Origin of the sequence: Pseudomonas sp. C9, assembly GCF_002000165.1 — a bacterium.
Taxonomy (GTDB): Bacteria; Pseudomonadota; Gammaproteobacteria; order Pseudomonadales; family Pseudomonadaceae; genus Aquipseudomonas.
The window spans coordinates 2,561,383-2,580,710 of sequence record NZ_MPAK01000001.1; the positions used below are offsets into that span (position 1 = coordinate 2,561,383).

At 59.8% G+C, this 19,328-nt stretch carries 16 protein-coding genes; 8 read left to right on the forward strand and 8 right to left on the reverse strand.

The genetic code is table 11. The annotated features are described in order from the left end of the window. Positions 1-201: 201 nt before the first annotated feature. Positions 202-579, forward strand: a complete 378-nt coding sequence (locus BMS17_RS11965; RefSeq protein WP_046030873.1) for a DUF6124 family protein — start codon at positions 202-204, stop codon at positions 577-579. A gap of 128 nt (positions 580-707) precedes the next feature. Here BMS17_RS11965 and BMS17_RS11970 read toward each other — a convergent pair whose 3' ends face one another. The 8 genes from BMS17_RS11970 to BMS17_RS12005 are packed head-to-tail and all read right to left on the reverse strand — an operon-like array spanning position 708 to position 9,696. Further along, entirely contained in the window at positions 708-1,838 is a 1,131-nt protein-coding gene (locus tag BMS17_RS11970) for a glycosyltransferase family 4 protein (RefSeq protein ID WP_046030872.1), read from the reverse strand. Then, positions 1,839-2,969: a glycosyltransferase family 1 protein gene (locus BMS17_RS11975; protein ID WP_046030870.1), complete on the reverse strand. Its 1,131-nt coding sequence runs from the start codon at positions 2,967-2,969 to the stop codon at positions 1,839-1,841. Continuing rightward, positions 2,953-4,320, reverse strand: coding sequence for a glycosyltransferase family 1 protein (locus tag BMS17_RS11980; protein WP_046030869.1), 1,368 nt, complete (start codon positions 4,318-4,320; stop codon positions 2,953-2,955). The genes BMS17_RS11975 and BMS17_RS11980 overlap by 17 nt, the downstream gene beginning before the upstream one ends. Next, positions 4,317-5,570, reverse strand: a complete 1,254-nt coding sequence (locus tag BMS17_RS11985) for an ABC transporter ATP-binding protein (RefSeq protein WP_046030867.1) — start codon at positions 5,568-5,570, stop codon at positions 4,317-4,319. The genes BMS17_RS11980 and BMS17_RS11985 overlap by 4 nt, the downstream gene beginning before the upstream one ends. Then, the gene (locus BMS17_RS11990; protein WP_046030866.1) at positions 5,570-6,367 is read right to left on the reverse strand and encodes an ABC transporter permease; all 798 of its coding nucleotides are present in this window, start codon (positions 6,365-6,367) and stop codon (positions 5,570-5,572) included. The genes BMS17_RS11985 and BMS17_RS11990 overlap by 1 nt, the downstream gene beginning before the upstream one ends. Further along, the gene (locus tag BMS17_RS11995; RefSeq protein WP_046030864.1) at positions 6,368-7,810 is read right to left on the reverse strand and encodes a mannose-1-phosphate guanylyltransferase/mannose-6-phosphate isomerase; all 1,443 of its coding nucleotides are present in this window, start codon (positions 7,808-7,810) and stop codon (positions 6,368-6,370) included. A 3-nt stretch (positions 7,811-7,813) separates the two neighbouring features. Next, on the reverse strand, positions 7,814-8,785 hold the full coding sequence (gene gmd, locus BMS17_RS12000; RefSeq protein WP_046030862.1) for a GDP-mannose 4,6-dehydratase: 972 nt from the start codon (positions 8,783-8,785) through the stop codon (positions 7,814-7,816). After that, positions 8,782-9,696 (reverse strand): GDP-mannose 4,6-dehydratase, encoded by a 915-nt coding sequence (locus BMS17_RS12005; RefSeq protein WP_077430985.1) that lies wholly within the window; start codon positions 9,694-9,696, stop codon positions 8,782-8,784. Before BMS17_RS12005 ends, gmd begins: the two co-directional genes overlap by 4 nt. Positions 9,697-10,101: 405 nt before the next feature. Between BMS17_RS12005 and BMS17_RS12010 the strand changes: the two genes are divergently transcribed. From BMS17_RS12010 to BMS17_RS12040, 7 genes are all read left to right on the forward strand, one after another. After that, a complete protein-coding gene (locus BMS17_RS12010) occupies positions 10,102-11,703 on the forward strand; it encodes a glycosyltransferase (protein WP_046030856.1) in 1,602 nt (533 codons plus the stop codon). Then, the gene (locus BMS17_RS12015; protein WP_077430986.1) at positions 11,697-12,992 is read left to right on the forward strand and encodes a glycosyltransferase; all 1,296 of its coding nucleotides are present in this window, start codon (positions 11,697-11,699) and stop codon (positions 12,990-12,992) included. Before BMS17_RS12010 ends, BMS17_RS12015 begins: the two co-directional genes overlap by 7 nt. Further along, complete coding sequence (locus BMS17_RS12020) at positions 12,989-13,882, forward strand: class I SAM-dependent methyltransferase (protein WP_046030851.1); 894 nt, start codon at positions 12,989-12,991, stop codon at positions 13,880-13,882. Before BMS17_RS12015 ends, BMS17_RS12020 begins: the two co-directional genes overlap by 4 nt. Next, a complete protein-coding gene (locus tag BMS17_RS12025) occupies positions 13,879-15,036 on the forward strand; it encodes an acyltransferase (protein ID WP_046030849.1) in 1,158 nt (385 codons plus the stop codon). The genes BMS17_RS12020 and BMS17_RS12025 overlap by 4 nt, the downstream gene beginning before the upstream one ends. Further along, positions 15,030-15,857 (forward strand): class I SAM-dependent methyltransferase, encoded by an 828-nt coding sequence (locus tag BMS17_RS12030; protein WP_046030847.1) that lies wholly within the window; start codon positions 15,030-15,032, stop codon positions 15,855-15,857. The genes BMS17_RS12025 and BMS17_RS12030 overlap by 7 nt, the downstream gene beginning before the upstream one ends. A 168-nt stretch (positions 15,858-16,025) precedes the next feature. Continuing rightward, complete coding sequence (locus BMS17_RS12035; RefSeq protein ID WP_077432180.1) at positions 16,026-17,222, forward strand: DUF3142 domain-containing protein; 1,197 nt, start codon at positions 16,026-16,028, stop codon at positions 17,220-17,222. Continuing rightward, positions 17,209-19,326, forward strand: a complete 2,118-nt coding sequence (locus BMS17_RS12040; protein ID WP_077430987.1) for a hypothetical protein — start codon at positions 17,209-17,211, stop codon at positions 19,324-19,326. The genes BMS17_RS12035 and BMS17_RS12040 overlap by 14 nt, the downstream gene beginning before the upstream one ends. Positions 19,327-19,328: the final 2 nt, after the last annotated feature.

Below are 19,328 nucleotides of genomic sequence, written 5' to 3' on the forward strand. Positions count from 1 at the left end.
TAGCTTACTTGGTGCATAATCACCGCCCTCAACCGACTCTCCTTCGTAGTTTGTCGATTGATTTCATGGTGGCTGTGCGCGGGATACCTTTGGGTATGCCGGGTTTCCAAGTAGCTCGGTCCGCGAACCCGTGCACAGCTGCCACCTTCCTTCGTTTCGCGGCGACTAGTGGCAGCTCCATTACTTACTTGGAGTGTCACCATGATCAAAGAAACCCCAAATCCCCCGGAAACCGACGACGTTTCCCCCTACGAATCCATCGACTCCAAAAAACTCAACGAAGCCGCCGAACGCGCGCTGAATCACTACCTCAATCCCGCCGCCCTCAAATCACCGACCACGCGCAAACCCAGCACGATGTTCATGCTGGCACCCGATATCAAAGACGAAGACTTGCTGGCCCACACTTGTGAATCGTTGGCCCAGGCCAACGTGATGGCCAGCGATTTTGCCGGCTATCTGGAAGGCCCGCACCGAAATACGGCGATGGCTATCCAACAGATCGTCATGCTGGCGGAGCTGGCAGCGAACCGGATGCTCGATAACCTCGAAATCCCCAAAGCCGCGCCACACCGCTGATCCCACTGATACAGCAAATTCTTGTGGGAGCCGGGCTTGCCTGCGATGACGGAGTGTCAGTCAACATCAATGTTGAATGTTAAACCGCCATCGCGGGCAAGCCCGGCTCCCACAACAGCAATCAGCAATCAGGCGTAGGACAGGGACTTTTCTTCCAGCAGCTCTTCGTACAACTCGGTCCACTTGCGGCCCATTTCGTCCGCGGTGAACAGCTGCCGATAACGCGCCTCAGCCTTCACGCCCATTTCTGCTGCACGCGTCGGGTTTTCCCACAGCGTGCGCATCGCCTCGCGGAATGCCTGTGGATGACTCGGCGGGACCACCAGCCCGGTTTCGTTGTGAATGTTGATGTAGCTGGTGCCAGTGCCGATCTCGCTGGAGATCATCGGTTTGCCATACATCGCGCCTTCGAGCAGCGAGATGCCGAACGCTTCGGAACGCAGGTGGGACGGGAACACGATGGCGTAGCTCAGTTGCAGCAGCGCCACTTTGTCTTCGTCGCCCAGACGCCCAAGAAAATGAATATTGCGCAAACCCAGCGCGGCGGCCTGGGCGTGAAGTTCTGTTTCCAGTGGGCCGGCGCCGACAATCACCGTCGGGTAATCCAGGTCCTTCAAGGCGTCGAGCAGGATGTGCAAACCTTTGTAGTAGCGCATCACCCCCACAAACAGAAAAAACTTATCCCCAAGCTTTTGCCGCCAATGGTCCATTCGACGGCTGTCAGGCTGTGGATAACCTGCCTTGTTCAGGCCATAGGGGATCACGCGGGTCTTGTCCTGAAACTGTTGCAACACATCGCTGGTGTGCAAGTAGTTAGGCGACGCCGCGACGATCCGGTCAGCGCTGTTCAGGAAGCGGTTCATCAAGGGGCGGTAAAGTTTGAGCAGGTGTTTCTGGCGAATGATGTCCGAGTGGTACGTCACCACGCTCGGTTTGTTCAGGCCGCTGGCGAAATGCACCAGGTCCATGAACGGCCATGGGAAGTGGTAATTGACCACGTCGGCCTCGGCCGCCAACTCGCGAAACTGTTTGAAGACGCTCCAGGAAAATCCCGTGGAGGCGAACTGAATGTCGAGCTTCGCCCGATGAACCTCGTGATGACCAAGCTGCACCACCGGCGTGGTCGGATCGGCACTGAGTGTCAGCACCTTGCCTTCAACGCCGTGCTGGGCACCGCTTTCGCACAACTGGAATATCACTTGTTCGATCCCGCCGACCGAGTCAGGCAGGTATGTCTTGAAAAAATGCAGAACTCGCATTCAACCTCCCATAGCCTGGCGGTAGGCGCTGGCCGTGACGTGCGCGCAGCGTTTCCAGGTAAAAAGCCTCGCTTGTCGCAATCCGGCGTCCGAGCATGCTTGCCAATGCGCTTGATCGTCGATCAGACGGCTCATTGCATCGCGCAAGCCGTCGGGATCATCAGGCTCAATATAGTTGCCCGCGGTTTCTGCCACTTCGGGCATGGCCGAACGTCGCGTCAGAATGACCGGCGTGCCACAGGCCATGGCCTCCAGTACCGGCAGGCCAAAACCTTCGTAAAGCGACGGAAAAATCAACGCCCGAGCGCCGGCCAATAGCTGCGCGACATGCTCGTCAGGCAGATAGCCCAGCAAACAGACATGCCCGCAGGCCAGGGACTGATGCAGTTCTTCGCTGAACTGCTCGCGCTGCCAGCCGGCCATGCCGACGATCAGCAGCGGAAAATGCTGACGCACCGATTCGGGTAGTCGGGCGTGGGCGCGCAGGGCCAGGGTCAGGTTCTTGCGCGGCTCCAGGGTGCCAACACAGAGGAAGTATTCCCGCGCCTCGACGCCATGGGCCTTGAGTACGGTGTCGATGTCTTCGGGGGACCGGGGGTGAAAGCGTGCAGCTACACCGAGTGGGGCGACGACAAATCGCTCGGCCGGTAACCCGAAATGTGCCTGGGCTTCGTCAGCAATGTACTGCGAGTCGGTCAGAATCAGACTCGCCTGGCGTACACCGTCGGCCAGGCGCCGTTCGATTTCCCGCAAACGCGCGGGTGGCTGCGTGTCGGGGTAGTGCAGGTGCGTCAGGTCATGCAGGGTGATGACCGTCGGCCCGTCGAACGACAGTGGCCACAAACTCGGTTCGTGGTAGAGGTCGATTTCTTGCGCGCGACCTTGATCGAAGCGCTTCTGCTCCAGCCAGCGCCGAGCCTGATAGGCCCCTGGAATCTGGCGCAGAAGCGGCGTCAGTCGGGAATAACCGGGCATGGCCGCCTCAGGCAGCACCGAGCTCCAACCCCAGCCATGAAACAACGCCAGTTCAACATCCGGCTCACTCGCAAGGGCGTTTGCCAGTTCGGCGACGTAGTGGCCGATACCGGTACGCGGTGCCTGAAGAATTCGGGCATTAAGGGCAATTCGCATGTTGCCTCTCTTGCACGAGCGGCACGTCAATAAGATTGCGCAGGGTGTGTTCGGCCAATTGCGCGCTGGCTTCACACCAGCCGATCCAGTGCCAATCCGCCACGTCGCGGGCAGCCGGGAACTGGCCGCTGCTTTCGAAGCGTGCGACCAGATCGGCCAGCGTTTGCGGCTCGGCCAGGTCGAAATACGCCATGAACTCACCACCAATTTCGCGGAAGATCGGAATATCGCTGCCCATGGCCGGCAGTCCGCGCTGCATGGCTTCCACCAATGGCAAACCGAAACCTTCGACCCAGGATGGAAACACCAGGGCGCTGGCGTTGGAGTACGCGTGTTCGAGGCTGGTGTCGCTCAGGTCATTGAACATGAACAGGCGTTGATTAAGTTGCGGATGGTTGCGTACCCGGGCGAGCAGAGCGTCGCATTTCCAGCCAATTCGCCCGGCAATGCACAGCTGTGCTTTTGAACCCGCCGCCCATGCCAGTTCGAAAGCGTCCAGCAGGTAATCGTGGTTTTTGCGCGGTTCGATGGTGCTGACCATCAGGAACACTGGTTCCGGCGTTTTGAACAGGCGCGTCAGGCGCGGCTCGACGGCGGCCGTGGCTTCGCTCAGGTCCAGCTCGGAGCCGAGGTGGAAATAATCGAACCACAACTCACTGGCCTTGGCCGGACCCAGGCGGCGCTGCAATTCTTCACGCACCTGATCGCGCACCGTGGCGGAAATGGCCACGTAGCCATCGGCAGTTTTGCTGATCCAGTCGAACCACTCGTTGAACACCTGCACCAGCCGCGCGTCGTAAAACTGCGGATGCGTCACGGGAATCAGGTCGTAAATCACCGAAACGATGCCCACGCCTTCACGTTTGAGCTGTTCGGCAAACGGGAAAAAGTCGGTGTGCCAGGACGAATCCAGCAGCACCAGTTGATCCCCGGGCTGGTGCTGCAGCGGTGTGCAACGCTTGGGCAGTTGATATTGGTTGATGCCCTCGATCACACGCAGCGGAAGGCTGAAACAGGTGACCGCTGTCACCCGGTAGGCCACGTGCAGCAAACGCTTGATCACCCGCGAGTGGCTGCGGTTGTGCAGGCGTTGATGCAGTTGCCAGAAACGGTGAGCCAGGCGCCCGAGCCGTCCGCCAAAGATCATCAAGGCATCGAAAAACGGGATGTTCAGCGCACCGAGCATCAGCACTCGGTAGAGTTTTCCGTTGAGCATCACCACCGGAATGCATTCAACACCGTCGACCGATTCCGGTAGCTGATTGATGACGTTGCGAACCACCCGCTGGATGCCCGAATTGACCTTGGGGTGCTGGAATACATGGGTACATTCAACCAGTAGGCGCGTCATGGTGTGTTTTCCGAAATCAGCGACGCGGCGGACCGGGTGATGGTCGTTTTCGCCCCCAGCCACGAGCACCCAACGAAGTCTTCGTGGCGGTTATTGATCACGTGGAACACCAATCCGTAGTCCCGCCATTCGAAATTGCGGTCCAGGTGCGAATCCAGCCGGGACAGGCTCAGGGCTACCGAGTAGTTACCCTTGCCCAGTCCCATGATGAAGGCAAAACGGTAGGTCACACGCTCCCCGGCCTTCAGGTCATTGAGTGCCTGATCCTGACGATGGGTATTGATCCCGTACATGGCCTGGCCCAGGCGATCCTTGATCATGAAGCCCAGCACCAGCCGTTCGATGTCCTGGCGGACTTCGACGTCCACCTCCAGCACCACCGGCTGGCCGACTTCGGCCGCATCGATGGAGCGGCCGTGTTCGTCCAGCAGGCGCACCTTCAAAATCCCGGCTTCGCCAGTTCCTGAAATGGTACTGACCTGGCCGCCTGAGAGCATTTCCTGACGTACCGTCTGGCCTTCACGCTCGGCGAGCAGGGCGTTGTAGTAATCCATGACTGCTTCGGGCGTGCCGTGCATGGCCATGCGGCCATTTTCCAGAAGGATCGCCGAGTCGCAGATCGACTGAATCGCCGAGCGGTCGTGGGACACGATCAACAGCGTGGTGCCGGCTTTGCGAAAGTTGCGGATGCGGTCGAAACTCTTGTGCTGGAAATAGGCGTCACCCACCGACAGCGCCTCATCGACGATCAGAATGTCGGGGCGCCGAGCAGTGGCCACGCTGAATGCCAGGCGCATTTGCATGCCGCTGGAATAGGTGCGCACCGGGTGATCGATGGCTTCGCCGATTTCCGCGAAGTGTTCGATTTCGGGCATCAATGCTTCGATTTCTTCGACCTGCATGCCCAGCAATTGCCCGGCCATGACCGCATTCTGCCGGCCGGTAAAATCCGCATGAAAGCCCATGCCCAGCTCCAGCAGGGCGGCGACGCGGCCTTCGAGCTGAATGGTGCCGCAGGTGGGCTGGGTGGTGCCGGTGATCATCTTCAGCAAGGTGCTTTTGCCCGCGCCGTTGACCCCGACGATGCCCACCGATTGGCCGGGAGCAATCTCGAAGGCCACGTCTTGCAGTACCCAGTGCTGGCGATGACGGATCGGCGAAAACGGTATCAGCCACTCGGCCAGTCGGCTCCAGCGATTGGGGTATTGCTTGTAGGCCTTGCCCAGGCCTGTGACGCGTATGTGCCCCATCAGAGTTCATCCACCATTTCGCCGACCCGCTGTCGAAACAGGCGCAGCCCGATGACGAAGAACACGACGCTGGCGATCATGATCGGCAGCAGCGAACTCCAGACGGGCCATTGGCCGTAAAGAAACAGGTTCTGGTAGCTGGTCATCAGGTTGGTCAGCGGGTTGAGTTGCAGCAGGCGCTGCACCCATTCGGGCAGGATGCTTATCGGGTACACGATCGGTGTCAGCCAGAACCAGAATTGCAGGCAAATGGCGAAAAATTGCCCGACATCACGAAAGAACACATTCAATACGCCAAGAATCATCCCCAACCCGGCACAAAACATCACTTGCAACGCCAACAGGGGAATGAGCGCCAGCAGCGCCATGCCCGGCAGTCGCCCGGTGATCAACAGAAAGCCGAGGAACAGCCCGATGATGATCGCGAAGTTGATGCCGGCGTTGAACAGCACGATGACCGGCAGGCAGATCCGCGGGAAGCTGATTTTCTTCAGCAGGTTGGCGTTGTCCAGAAACATGTTCTGACTGCGCACAGTGATTTCTGCGAACAAACCCCACGTCAGCAACCCGGCGCAGAGGTAGACGCTGTAAGCCAGGCCGTCATCCACCCCGGGCAAACGGGCGCGCATGATGTGGGAGAAGATCACGGTGTAGACGATGATCATCGACAGCGGGTTAAGCACGGTCCACAAGGCACCGAACAGCGAATTGCGATAACGCGCCTGGAACTCTCGCTTGACGCTACCGAGGATGAACCCTCGATAGCCCCACAGCGAGCGGTACAAAGAAAGCAGCATTCAAACCGTCCTGCCGTATTGGTCTTCGAAGCGAACGATATCGTCCTCTCCCAGGTATTCGCCGCTTTGCACTTCGATGATCACCAAGTCGATCACGCCGGGGTTTTCCAGGCGATGCTTGTGACCGGCGGCAATGAACGTCGACTCGTTCTTGGCCACCAGATGCGTGCCGGTGCCGTTGTTGGTGACCTTGGCCATGCCTTCGACCACCACCCAATGTTCATTGCGATGGTGGTGCATCTGCAGCGACAACTTGGCGCCGGGTTTGACCACGATGCGTTTGATTTTGAAGCGCGGGCCTTCTTCGAGCACGGTGTAGGTGCCCCAGGGGCGGCTGACCGTTCGATGCAGGCGATAGGCTTCGTGTTTTTTGTCCTTGAGCTGCTTGGCCACCCGGCGCACGTCCTGCGCGCGATCGGCATGGGCCACCAAGACCGCGTCGGCGGTGTCGATAATGATCAAATTATCCACACCCACGGCAGCCACTAGCCGGTCTTCGCTCTGGATAAAGTTGTTGTGGCTGTCGACGAACACTGCATCGCCGCTGGCGCGGTTGTTTTGCGCATCCGCCGGTACCAATGCCGCCACTGCGCCCCAAGAGCCGATGTCACTCCAGTCGAATCCGGCGGGCACCACGACCACTTTGTCGGAGCGCTCCATCAAGGCGTAATCGATGGAGATGTCGGTAATTTCGGCGAACAGCGTCGGGCACAGTTCCTGTTGCAGATACCCGACTGTTTCTACCGGGCGACTCGCTGTCATGCAGGACTGTGTCTGCGCCAGTAACTCGGGGGCGTGAAGCTGCAATTGCGCCAGCACACTCCCGACCGAGAAGCAGAACATCCCGGAATTCCACAGGAAGTTGCCGCTTTCCAGGTAATGAGTCGCGGTTTGCAGGTCAGGCTTTTCGACGAAGCGTTGCACCTTGGCGGCGCCTTTGCCGTCCAGCGCCGCGCCCGTTTCGATGTAGCCGAAACCGGTTTCTGGCGCCGTCGGCACCACGCCGAACGTCACCAGGAAACCATCCTTGGCAAGCGCCACCGCGTGTTCGACGGCGCTCTGGAAGGCGGTTTCATTGACGATCAAATGGTCGGCGGGCATCACCACCATAATGGCCTGGTCGCCGTGCAGCGCTTGCAGGGAAAGTGCTGCCGCCGCGATCGCCGGGGCGGTGTTGCGACCTGTCGGTTCGAGCATGAAGTGGCCGCGATGACGACTTAGCTGCGCGTCCTGATAGTGATCCCTGCTCTGGAAGTAATAGTCGCGGTTGGTCACCGTGACGATGTCGCCCCGGCCATCGAGCAAGCCTGCTGCACGCCGGTAGGTTTTACCCAGCAACGACTGCCCGTCGGGCAAGGTCATGAACGGCTTGGGATGGCCCTCGCGGGACACCGGCCACAAACGGGTTCCGGCACCGCCGGAGAGGATCACAGGAATCAGCATGGCCTACTCCTTGGCAACGCGTTTCATGTCCGCATCCATCATCATGCGGATCAAGGTATCCAGATCGGTTTTTGGCTTCCAGCCCAATACGCGCTGAGCTTTGGCCGGGTTGCCCAACAGCACCTCCACTTCGGCCGGGCGGAAGAATGCCGGGTCGATTTTCACAAAGTCGCGGTAGTTCAGGTCAACGTGCTCGAAGGCGATCCGGCACATTTCGCGCACCGTGGTGGTGATGCCGGTGGCGACCACGAAATCATCGGGTTTGTCTTGCTGCAGCATCAGCCACATGGCTTCGACGTAGTCGCCGGCAAAACCCCAATCGCGTTTGGCGTCGATGTTGCCCAAGCGCAGTTCCTGCTGTTTGCCCTGCTTGATGCGTGCGGCGGCGTCGGTGACTTTGCGGGTCACGAACTCGATGCCGCGCAGGGGGGATTCGTGGTTGAACAGGATCCCGCTGCTGGCATGCAGGTTGAAGCTTTCGCGGTAGTTCACGGTGATCCAGTGGCCGTACAGCTTGGCCACGCCGTATGGGCTGCGCGGGTAGAACGGAGTGTTTTCGTCCTGCTGCTCGGCCTGGATCAGGCCAAACATTTCGCTGGTGGACGCTTGATAAAAACGCGTGTGCGGACTGAATTGACGAATGGCTTCGAGCAGGTGCGTCACGCCCAGACCGTCGACGATGCCGGTGGTGACCGGTTGGTCCCAGGAGGCAGCGACGAAGCTTTGCGCTGCCAGGTTGTAGACTTCGTCCGGGGCGGACTTGATGACCGCGCGTTGCACTGAGCAGGCGTCGGCCATGTCGCCGTCCAGGTAAACGATGTCGCCCTCGATCCCCATCTCACGCAGGCGCCAGCGCGAATCGCTGCTGCGCCGCGCGACCAGGCCGTGGACTTTATAACCCTTGTCGAGCAGCAGTTTGGCCAGATAAGCGCCGTCCTGGCCGGTGATCCCTGTGATCAGTGCACTTTTAGTCATTCTTGTCGTACTCGTGTCTCCCAGTCGGACAGGATCGCCCGCAGGGATTGTTGTGTTGTGGTTTCAGGCGTCCATCCTGTGGTCTGGGCAAGCTTGGCAGAGCTGCCACAAACGCGACGCTGATCCGCGCGGCGAAGGCGCGCTGGGTCTTGAATCAATTCCATGTCGACCTGGGCGAGGTCCCCCATTTGCTCGATCAAACTGCGAATGCTTTGCTCGCGCCCCGAGCAAATGTTGTAGACCTGTCCCAGCGTGCCTTTTTCCAGCAACGCCAGGTAAGCCGAAATCACGTCGTTTACATCCAGGAAGTCGCGCGTGACGTCGATGTCGCCGACTTCCAGTTGCGGGGCTTGCAGGCCTTGCTTGATGCGGTTGATTTGCCGCGCAGCGCTGGCGATCACGAAGCTTTCGTTCTGGCCTGTGCCAATGTGGTTGAACGGGCGGGCGACCAGTACGGGCCAACCTTCGCTCAAGCCCCATTGCAGGCTGAGGAATTCTGCCGACAGTTTGCTCACGGCATAAGGATTGCGAGGGCAGGGTGGCTGGAGCTCGGTAATCGGCAAATCGGATTCGATGACCTGGCCGTAAACGTCGCCGGAGCTGACGTACAAAAACGTACCCGTGAAACCTCGGGCCTTCAGGGCTTGCAGCAGATTCAGGGTGCCGAGCAGATTGATGTTGAGCGTGCGTGCCGGATCGCGAAAGGCTTCGGGGACGAAGGTCTGGCCGGCCAGGTGAATGACCGCATCGGGCATCTCGGGCCACAGGCCTTCGAGACTGCCAGGTTCACCGAGATCGTAACGGGTGGCGACAGGCAGAAGCTCCCATTCCGAGGCCTCAGCGTTCAGGCGGGATTGGATGTGTTGTCCTACGAATCCACTGAGACCCGTAACGAACAGACGCTTTTTCAAACAGCGGCCCCTTGGTCATTCATTTCGTCCATTCCCCCACAGGCTTTGCGGAGATGTCTGACAGACCGGTTGGATTGCAGGGTCGAAAGACAGGCGAAACACATTGTTGTAGTTGTTTGGTAGCCAATCTGTGCCAATTGCTCGGCAATTTCAACAGGTCCAACCGTGACCGGTCAGTTCTCGTTAGCGTAGCCCGATTTATTCTCGCCGGGCGGTTCACGAATCCTCAATGGATGTGTTTAGAATGCCCCTCGTCACGATTAACCGGCGTTCGTGTGGGTTGCTTCGAGACCCCGCGAATCCGACCATTAAAACAAGAACGTAGACGGGCAAGAAGACGATGGGCGAGGACTGGCGAACGCCGCTCGATCCGTGGCTTCGCCGTCATAGAGTGGAGCTGCCGGGATGGCGGTTTCATCGTGGGATGCCATGAATTTCATTCTTTACTCGGACGTTAACGGTAGCTCGATCAGTCAGAGCCTCGGTCGTCCTGAATACAGTTACTACTTCGTGCTCAAGGCGTATCGCCCTGTGCTCGAAAGCCTTGGGCGGGTGCATGTGGTGTCCTCCACCGCTGAGGTCGATCCCCTCTACAAGCAACTGTTGGCTGCGGGTGAAGACTGCCTGTTCCTGTCTTTTACGCCGCCGCAGAAAACCCCGAACGACCTTGAGTGCCCGACAATCTGCGTGGTGGCCTGGGAGTTCGATTCGATTCCCGATGAACAGTGGGATAACGATCCGCGTCAGGACTGGACGCACATGTTGGCACGGCAGGGGCGGGTTATTACGCTCTCCAGCCACACGGCCCGGGCCATTCGTCGGGCCATGGGTGAAGACTTCCCGGTGTTGGTATTACCGACGCCATTGTGGGAAAACTTCGCCGACATCCGTAGTCGCCATACCAGCGTCCCGATCAACGCCGGCTCGACCCTGGACATCAAGGGCTGCATCTTCGATACGCGCACCCTCGGGCTTAACGCCGATGCACTGATTCCTGTCGAGCCGACCGCCGAGGAACTGGCCGCACGTGAAGCGGAACTGGAGGCATTGAAACCTCCGCCGCTGACGCTCAAGCGCCGCTTTGTGATTGCTCGCCATTACCTGCATATGTGGCGCCTGGACAAAGGTCAATCGCTGCCGGTCCCGGTGCATCGCACTCAACTTCTAAGCCAATGGTATTGGGAAGGAATTCGCGACCTGCTGTCGGATGCTGCTCATGCACGTTTGGCCGACTGGTTGCCGGCCATCGCCGGCCCGCAGACCATTGCAGTGCCCGAGCCAGAACCGCGACAGTGGCCGGACACCACCGCCCAGGTCGAAACGCAGGTTGAGGGTGTGGTGTACGTCACCGTGTTCAACCCGCGTGACGGTCGCAAGAACTGGCATCAACTGATCACCGCGTTCTGCTGGGCGTTCCGCGAAACGGCTGACGCGACGCTGGTGCTGAAGATTACCCAAAGCGACCTGTCGTCCTACTACGACGAATTGATGACGTTGCTCGCGCAGCTCTCGCCGTTCGCCTGTCGGGTCGTGGTCATGCACGGCTACCTGGATGATCCGCAATACGCACGGCTGTACGAAGCCGCCAGTTACTACGTCAATGCCTCGCGCTGTGAAGGGCTGTGCCTGCCGTTGATGGAGTTCATGGCCAGTGGTAAACCGGTGATCGCACCGGACCACACGGCCATGGAGGACTACATCGATGAGCGCGTGGCGTTTGTGGTCAAGTCCAGTGAAGAGCTGACCATCTGGCCGCAGGACACCCGGATCATCTACCGCACCCTGCGCCACCGACCGGATTGGGGGTCGCTGAAAATCGCTTACGAAAACAGTTACCGCCTGGCCAAGGAACAACCGCAGGAATACCAGCGCATGTCTTTCGCCGCGGTCGAGCGCATGCACGATTACTGCGCTTTCGCCCCGGTTCAGCAACGCATGGCGGATTTTTTCGGGCTGGCGCCGCAGGTCTTGCCGACAGCAACCGTGACGGATAACGCCTCATGCTGATCATCATTCATTCGGAAACCAACCAGCACACCATTGCCCAGAACCTTGGCCGCTCGGAGTACAGCTATTACTTTGTGCTCAAGGAATACCGACCCGTGCTGGAACGGCTGGGGCGAGTGGTGGAAGTGAGCGACCCGCAGACCGAAGTCGATGCCTTGTACCTGGACTGTTTGTCCCGTGGTGAAGCGTGCGTGTTCCTGTCGTTCTCGCCGCCGCATCGCACGCCAGTCAATTTCACTTGCCCGACGCTGCCGGTATTCGCGTGGGAGTTCAGCACCATCCCCAATGAACCTTTTGCCGGTGACCCGCTCAATGACTGGCGCACCGTGTTGCGCGCCTGCGGTGCGGCGATTACGCATTCCAGCTACACCGTGAATGCGGTGCGCGAGGCAATGGGCGCCGACTATCCGATCATTGCAGTACCGGCCCCGGTGTGGGACCGGTTTTCCGAGCGCGGCGCCCACTTGCAACGTCAGCCCCTGGCCAGCCAGGTGCGGTTGAAGCTCAGGGGGTTGCTGGCAGACAGCCGTGAACTCGACTTGCGAGCCTTCGGCCCCGCGCAATTGCGTGAAGGTGTGGGGATTGATTTCGAGGCCCCTGCGAGTGAACACGAACTGGTCCTCGACGGCGTGATTTACACCTCGGTGTTCAACCCCGGTGACGGGCGCAAGAACTGGGAAGACATGCTCAGTGCCTTTTGCGTGACGTTTCGCGAGGTGGACGATGCAACGCTGGTGCTCAAACTCACGCACCACGATGCTGAAGCAGCGCTGACCGACATCCTTCACCACTTGTACAAAAACCAGTCTTACCGCTGCCGGGTCGTGCTGATTTACGGCTATCTGGCTGACGCGGACTATGAGCAGTTGGTGCAAGCTACGAGTTATGTGGTCAACACGTCCTACGGTGAAGGCCAGTGCCTGCCGCTGATGGAGTTCATGTCCTGTGGCAAACCGGCGGTGGCGCCACGGACCACTGCGATGATCGATTACCTGGATGCCGAGAATGCATTCCTGATCGACTCCACCGATGAGCTGACGGCCTGGCCTCATGACCCGCGCAGGGCGTTCCGGACTTTGCGTTACGTCACCCATTGGGCGTCGCTGTGCCGGGCTTATCAATCAAGCTATGACGTGGCCAAGGGGGATTCCGAGCGTTATGCACAGATGTCCGTGCATGCCGTGGCCAGTCTCAAGAAATTCTGCAGCCAGGCCACTGCCGAGCAGCGGTTGAAAGGGTTTTTTGATCGGCTGTTCGAATCCCGCACCGTGGAAATCCCCGAAACATGATTCGCGCATTGGTCAGACGTTTCTTTGCAGAGACGAAACCCGAGCCCGCGCCGTTGCCGATTGAGCCATCCCGTGTTTCGCCCAGAGAAGTGGGCTTGCACGATGCCATGCATGACGGCTGGTTTTCGGGTGACAGCGGTGAATTGCTCAAGGGCTTTGCCATTACTGCCGACGACACCGTGCTGGATGTCGGTTGCGGCGAAGGTGTCGCGACCTTGTTTGCGGTGCGTCAAGGCGCGTCGGTGATCTTCACCGACAGTGAACACGACAAGGTCCGCGATTTGGCGCGGCAAGTGGACGCGCAGTCGGAAAAAGCAAATCTCGGTCTGGTCAGCAACAGCTTGCCACTTCCGCTTGCCGATGGTTGCGCGAGCAAAGTCGTGTGCATGGAGGTGCTGGAGCATATCGAGCAACCGGAACCGTTCATGGCCGAGTTGGTGCGTATGGGCCGGCCCGGTGCGCTGTATCTGCTAAGCGTTCCTGCGCCGGTCGGTGAGCATTTGCAGAAGGGTATCGCCCCTGCGGGCTACTTCCAGGCGCCCAATCACGTACAGATTTTTACCGCTGAACGCTTCGCCGCGTTAGTCGAGGACGCCGGTCTTGTGATCGAACATCGTCAGGCCACCGGATTTTTCTGGGTGATGGGCATGATCTTTTTCTGGGCCAGTGAGCGGGCCGCCGGTCGGGATCTGGGTGGCGCGGTGCGTGACCGGATCCAGGCACCTTACCCGCCCCTGATGGAAAGCTGGGCGAAAACCTGGCAGGACTTGCTGGCGCAACCCAACGGCCTGGCGATCAAGCAAATGCTGGATCAGTTCATGCCCAAGAGCCAAGTGATCATCGCGCGCAAACCGGTTGAGGCCGATGCGACGTCCAGGAGGACGGCATGAACAATGACAAGCGCATCATGGACATCGAGTTATTGCGCGGCATTGCGGTGCTCGGCGTGCTGTTTCATCACCTGCAAGACAGCCTGTTCGCCGCCTCGGTGCCGTTGCTGCAAACCATCACCGCATTGGGTCAACCCTGGTGGGGCGTCGATCTGTTTTTCGCGATCTCGGGGTTTGTTATCGCCCGCAGTTTGATCCCGGCGTTGCAAGGTTGCAGCACGCGTCAGGAATACTGGCAGCAGACGCGTAATTTCTGGCTGCGCCGCGCCTTTCGATTGCTGCCGTCAGCCTGGTTGTGGCTGGCGTTGATGCTGCTGGCCTGTCTCTTTTTAAATCGTTCCGGGGCGTTTGGAACGCTGCACGCCAACCTGCAGGCGACGCTTGCGGGCGTGGCGCAATACGCCAACTTTCGCTTCGCCGACAGCTTCTTTCACTATGAATATGGCACCAGTTTTGTGTATTGGAGCCTGTCGCTGGAAGAGCAGTTCTACTTGCTGTTTCCGCTGTTGATTCTGGTCTGCCGCAAGCACCTGGTGTGGGCCTTGCTGGCGCTGGTCGCGGTGCAATTGTTCACCCTGCGCACACCGATTCTGATGGTGGTTCGCACCGATGCACTGGCCCTTGGCGTGCTGTTGGCGATGTGGAGTGCGCAACCTTCCTACCTGCGCTGGGAGCCAACATTCTTGCGTCGTCCATGGGCGGGTGTTGCCGCACTGATCGCGGTGTCGCTGCTGCTCAGCTTCATGGCCACTGATCGCTTCACCTTCACCCATTATCGGATCGGCGCGATTGCAGTGTTGTGTGCGGTGCTGGTCTGGATCGCCTCTTACAACCGCGATTACCTGTTGCCGCGCAGCGTGTTCAAGAACCTGATGACGTGGGTCGGCAGCCGTTCCTACGGGATTTACCTGATCCATATCCCGGCCTACTTGCTGGTTCGTGAGTTCATTTTTCGTCTACAGGCTGCCGGGCTGCCCAGTCCGGCTGGCCATCCGATTCTGATGTTGCTGATGGCTGGCGGCCTGATCGTGCTGCTGAGCGAACTCAACTATCGCTACATCGAAATGCCCATGCGCAACCGTGGTGCCTCGCTGGTCAAACGCCTGGGCACCGCCCGAACCGCCGTCCCATCCTCTGGAGCTACCTCATGCTGAGCCTTTTGAAGAAACTCACGGCGGCCACACCCGCTCCCGCGCAGCCGGTGGCGGACAAGATCGAGAAGGTCGACCCTTACATGCTCGGCCTGCACGACGCGATGCTCAGCGGCTGGTTCAATCAGCAAACCGGCGAGCTGTTCACCGGCTTCCCGGTAACCGCTGAAGACACGTTGCTGGACGTGGGCTGTGGTGACGGTGGCAACGTGCATTTCTGCGGCATGCGCGGGGCGAAAATCATCATCGCCGACATCGACGCGGCCAAGGTCGAAGCCACCCGCCAGCGCCTCGGCGACACCCCGGCGCGGGATGTCGAATGCCACGTCACCGACTGCAACCCGCTGCCGATTGCCGACGCGACGGCCACGCGCGTGGTGTCCACCGAGGTCATCGAGCATGTGGACGACCCGGCGCAGTTCCTTGCTGAGCTGGTGCGTGTCGGCAAGCCGGGCGCGCTGTATTTGCTGAGCGTTCCACACCCCAGCTCCGAAGACCTGCAGAAGGACATCGCCGCACCGGAGTATTTCCAGAAGCCCAACCACATTCGCATCATCAGCGAAGAACAGTTCAAGACGATGGTCAGCGATTCTGGCCTGGAAGTGCTCAGCCACAGCCAGTACGGTTTTTACTGGTCGATGTGGATGCTGCTGTTCTGGGAGGCCAAGGTCGATTTCAGCAATGCCGACCATCCGCTGCTCAACCACTGGGCCGACACTTGGCAAGCCGTTCTGAATTCGCCTCGCGGCGCACAGATCAAGCAGGCACTGGATGCAGTCGTGGCGAAAAGTCAGGTGATCATTGCCCGTAAGCCGATAGCATAAAGGCCCCTGTAGCAGCTGCCGGAGGCTGCGTTCGGCTGCGAAGCAGTCGTAAAATCAGGCGCTGCGGTTTTTCAGATAGACCGTACACTCAGGATTTACGACTGCTACGCAGCCGAACGCAGCCTTCGGCAGCTGCTACAAAGGTTCGCTTTGGCTCAAAGGTTTCTCATATTGTTTTTCACTCGATTGATCGCCTTGCTGGCGGCGTTGGTGCTACTCAACGGTTGCGAGCATCAAGACGCGCCACCGCTCGATCAACAACTCTACGTCTGGCAACGGCAATGGACGCCAGCCCATGACGCCGCCCTGCAGGACAGTCGCGCGGATTTTTCGACCCTTCGGGTGTTGGCCTTGCAGGCGTTTCCTCAAGCCGGCTGGCGTCGGGCGCGAATCGATCCGGACCTGCTCAAGCGCGATGGTCGGCCGCTGATTGCGGTGATTCGCCTTGACGGTCAATTGAAGGCGCTGGATCAGGACGAAGTCACGGCGCAAATCCAGCAAGTGCTTGGCGACTGGCAAGGCCAGGGGCTGACGCTGTCCGGTGTGGAGATTGACCACGATGCGGGCGTGGCCCGGCTCCCGGCCTATCGAGAATTTCTGACGCATCTTCGTGCGGTTTTACCCGCGACATTATCCCTGAGCATCACGGCGTTACCGGCCTGGCTGGACAGCGCTGAGCTGCCGGCGCTTTTATCGGCCGTCGACAGCAGCGTGTTACAAGTGCACGCCGTGAGCGATCCACGGCTTGGGCTGTTCGATCCGGACCAGGCACGAAAGTGGGCCAGGGGCTGGAGTCGCATCACCATCAAGCCTTTTTATCTGGCGCTGCCGGCCTATGGCGTGGCGCTGTTGCCCGGCGCCAGTGGCGCACCCGTGGTGGAAAGCGAGGTTCCTTTGGAGCAGGGAGGCGAGCGTCGGGAACTGCTGGCTGATCCGCTGCAACTGCGCACACTCGCCACGGATTTGCGCGCCGATCCGCCCGCGCATCTGGCTGGCCTGATCTGGTTTCGCCTGCCGTTGGCGGGTGACCGTCGGGCCTGGAGCCTGACGACGCTTGGCGCTGTGGCACGCGGGGACACGCTCGACAGTCGCTTGAGTGTGAAACTTAGTGCGCAAGATGCCCTCTATGACATCAGCGTCAGCAACCAAGGCAACCTCGACAGCGCCTGGCCCGAACGCGTGACCCTGGCCGTTCAAGGGTGTGAGGGGGCCGATGCGCTGGCCGGTTATGCGTTGCATCAGAGCGCGGATCTGCTTACCTTCACCCGCCTGCGCGACGGCCGGATAGCGGCCGGTGGGCAGCGAGCCATCGGTTGGGCGCGCTGCACAAAAATTGATCAAGGAGGTTCGAATGTTTACCCGTAACTGGCCCCGCCATCTGCTCTGCCTGAGCTTGAGCTTGCCGCTGGGTACGGCGCTGGCCTGCGGGCCGGACTTCCCGATGCGTTTGCTGGACAACCGAAGCCAGTCGCTGGCGGAGCTGCCGGAAGGTAACTTTCAGTTTGAGATCAATCGTCTCGGGCACGCTATTGCAGGGCTGAAGAACGTCGCGCAATCGCCCTACCCCATGGAAGCGGCCGACTACGCAGAACAGCGCGATTCGGCCGAGCAGGCCGGGCTGACGCCGGAGCAGCAAGCGCTGGTGAAACAACTGCGCAGCCTGACGGATGCACAGCAGGTCGAAGAGCAAGGCGCGAGCCTGCCAGCCGAGCTCAAACTTTATCTGGCGGGGGCTGTGGCGTTCAGTGCGGGCGATCATGGATTGGCTGCCGATTACTTCCAGAAAGTGCTGGCGCTGCCGGCCGACCAACGCGCCTTGCGCAGCACCTGGGCTGCCTATTCGCTGGGGCGGGCGCTGTTTGCCAGGAGCAGCGAAGCAGGGGCACCGTCCGATCTGCTGGCACCGTCGAAAAAGGCGTTCGAACAGACCCGTCAGTTGAGCATCGACGGTTTCAGCGACCCGCTGGAGCTGGGGGTCGCCAGCCTTGGCGAAGAAGCGCGCGTGGCCCGAACCATGGGTGACTGGAACAGCGCCATCGAACTCTACGCCACGCAAAATCTTCACGGTTCGGCGGTGGGTTACAGCTCGTTGAAGTTGCTGATGGCGGACCTGCTGGCAATGCCTGACGATCAACTGGGCACCTTGCTTCAGGGTAAACCGGTGCAACAACTGGTTACCGCGTCGTTGATCAGTCGCCTGGGCTGGTCATTTGGTGATCAACCGCCGAACGAGTTGAAGCTGATCAAACTGCTGCAAAGCAGCACGCGCGGCAGCCTGGATAACGCGGATCGACTGGCCGCGATGAATTATCAACAAGGTGATTACGCCAGCGCCAAGACGTTCCTTGAACACGCCGGTGACGGCGGCCTGGCGTGGTGGCTGCGGGCGAAACTGGCGTTGCGCGAGGGCGATAAAAACGCGGCGGCTACCGCGTATGCCAAGGCGGCGAAGGCGTTCCCGCAGAATGAATCATGGGGTGAGCGCCGCACGCCAGACTACGATTACGAAACGCTTCAACCCAAGTGCCGGGTCGAGGGTGAAAGTGCGATTCTTGCGCTGCAACGCGGGGATTATCTGCAAGCCTTCGATCAGCTCTATCGCAGCCAAAGTATCTATTGGTTCGATGCCGCGACGGTTGCTGAACGGGTGCTGACTGTCGATGAACTCAAGCATTACGTCGACACGCAAGTGCCCGCGCCACCACCGTTAACCCAGCAGGAACGCGACAACTACGTGCCGTTGCCGGTAGCGGCACAATTGCGCAATCTGTTGGGGCGGCGTTTGTTGCGCGAAGAGCGCTATGACGAAGCGCTGGGGTACTTCGACAATACCGATCTACAGAAAAAAGCCCGACTGTATGCGCAACAACGACAGCTGGCTGATGCGGCGTGGTGGCCGACCAAACGTGCCTCCGCCCTGTTCAATGCCGCCTGGACGGCGCGCGAATGGGGGATGGATATCCTTGGTTATGAAATGGCCCCGGACTACGCCACGTTTGGAGGCAGTTACAGCCTCGAAAACACTGAGCTGAAGGTCGGACCGTTGGTGGCCGAAGGTGAAGTCCAGCGCCAACAGGCCAGCGCCGCCAAACCCGATGAGCGCTATCACTATCGATTTGTGGCCACGTCTTTGGCCAGTCGCGCCGCCCATAATTTGCCTCACACCAGCCAGGCCTTTGCGGCGGTGCTGTGCGCGGCGGCGGGCTGGAACAGTAGCGTTGAAGAGCAACGTGCTCTGTACCAACGCTATGTGAAAGAAGGGCCTTACGTGGATTGGGCGGTGGATTTCGGTCACCAGTGCCCTTATCCCGACTTCGAAAACGCCAGCAAACGCTATGTCACCCAGGCGACTGACGCGACACGTTCGGTTCTGCGGCCCTATAAGTGGCCGTTGCAAATCGGCGGTGTCGTCGCTGTCTCGGCGGTGGCGTTGCTGTTGATCAACCGCCGCCGTCGTCGGGGGCAGTAAGG

What these genes read in the sequence shown, in the direction of transcription:
- BMS17_RS11965 (WP_046030873.1), top strand. Translation starts at nt 202, where the DNA reads ATGATCAAAGAAACCCCAAATCCCCCGGAAACCGACGACGTTTCCCCC.
- BMS17_RS11970 (WP_046030872.1), bottom strand. Translation starts at nt 1,838, where the DNA reads ATGCGAGTTCTGCATTTTTTCAAGACATACCTGCCTGACTCGGTCGGC.
- BMS17_RS11975 (WP_046030870.1), bottom strand. Translation starts at nt 2,969, where the DNA reads ATGCGAATTGCCCTTAATGCCCGAATTCTTCAGGCACCGCGTACCGGT.
- BMS17_RS11980 (WP_046030869.1), bottom strand. Translation starts at nt 4,320, where the DNA reads ATGACGCGCCTACTGGTTGAATGTACCCATGTATTCCAGCACCCCAAG.
- BMS17_RS11985 (WP_046030867.1), bottom strand. Translation starts at nt 5,570, where the DNA reads ATGGGGCACATACGCGTCACAGGCCTGGGCAAGGCCTACAAGCAATAC.
- BMS17_RS11990 (WP_046030866.1), bottom strand. Translation starts at nt 6,367, where the DNA reads ATGCTGCTTTCTTTGTACCGCTCGCTGTGGGGCTATCGAGGGTTCATC.
- BMS17_RS11995 (WP_046030864.1), bottom strand. Translation starts at nt 7,810, where the DNA reads ATGCTGATTCCTGTGATCCTCTCCGGCGGTGCCGGAACCCGTTTGTGG.
- gmd (WP_046030862.1), bottom strand. Translation starts at nt 8,785, where the DNA reads ATGACTAAAAGTGCACTGATCACAGGGATCACCGGCCAGGACGGCGCT.
- BMS17_RS12010 (WP_046030856.1), top strand. Translation starts at nt 10,102, where the DNA reads ATGGCGGTTTCATCGTGGGATGCCATGAATTTCATTCTTTACTCGGAC.
- BMS17_RS12015 (WP_077430986.1), top strand. Translation starts at nt 11,697, where the DNA reads ATGCTGATCATCATTCATTCGGAAACCAACCAGCACACCATTGCCCAG.
- BMS17_RS12020 (WP_046030851.1), top strand. Translation starts at nt 12,989, where the DNA reads ATGATTCGCGCATTGGTCAGACGTTTCTTTGCAGAGACGAAACCCGAG.
- BMS17_RS12025 (WP_046030849.1), top strand. Translation starts at nt 13,879, where the DNA reads ATGAACAATGACAAGCGCATCATGGACATCGAGTTATTGCGCGGCATT.
- BMS17_RS12030 (WP_046030847.1), top strand. Translation starts at nt 15,030, where the DNA reads ATGCTGAGCCTTTTGAAGAAACTCACGGCGGCCACACCCGCTCCCGCG.
- BMS17_RS12040 (WP_077430987.1), top strand. Translation starts at nt 17,209, where the DNA reads ATGTTTACCCGTAACTGGCCCCGCCATCTGCTCTGCCTGAGCTTGAGC.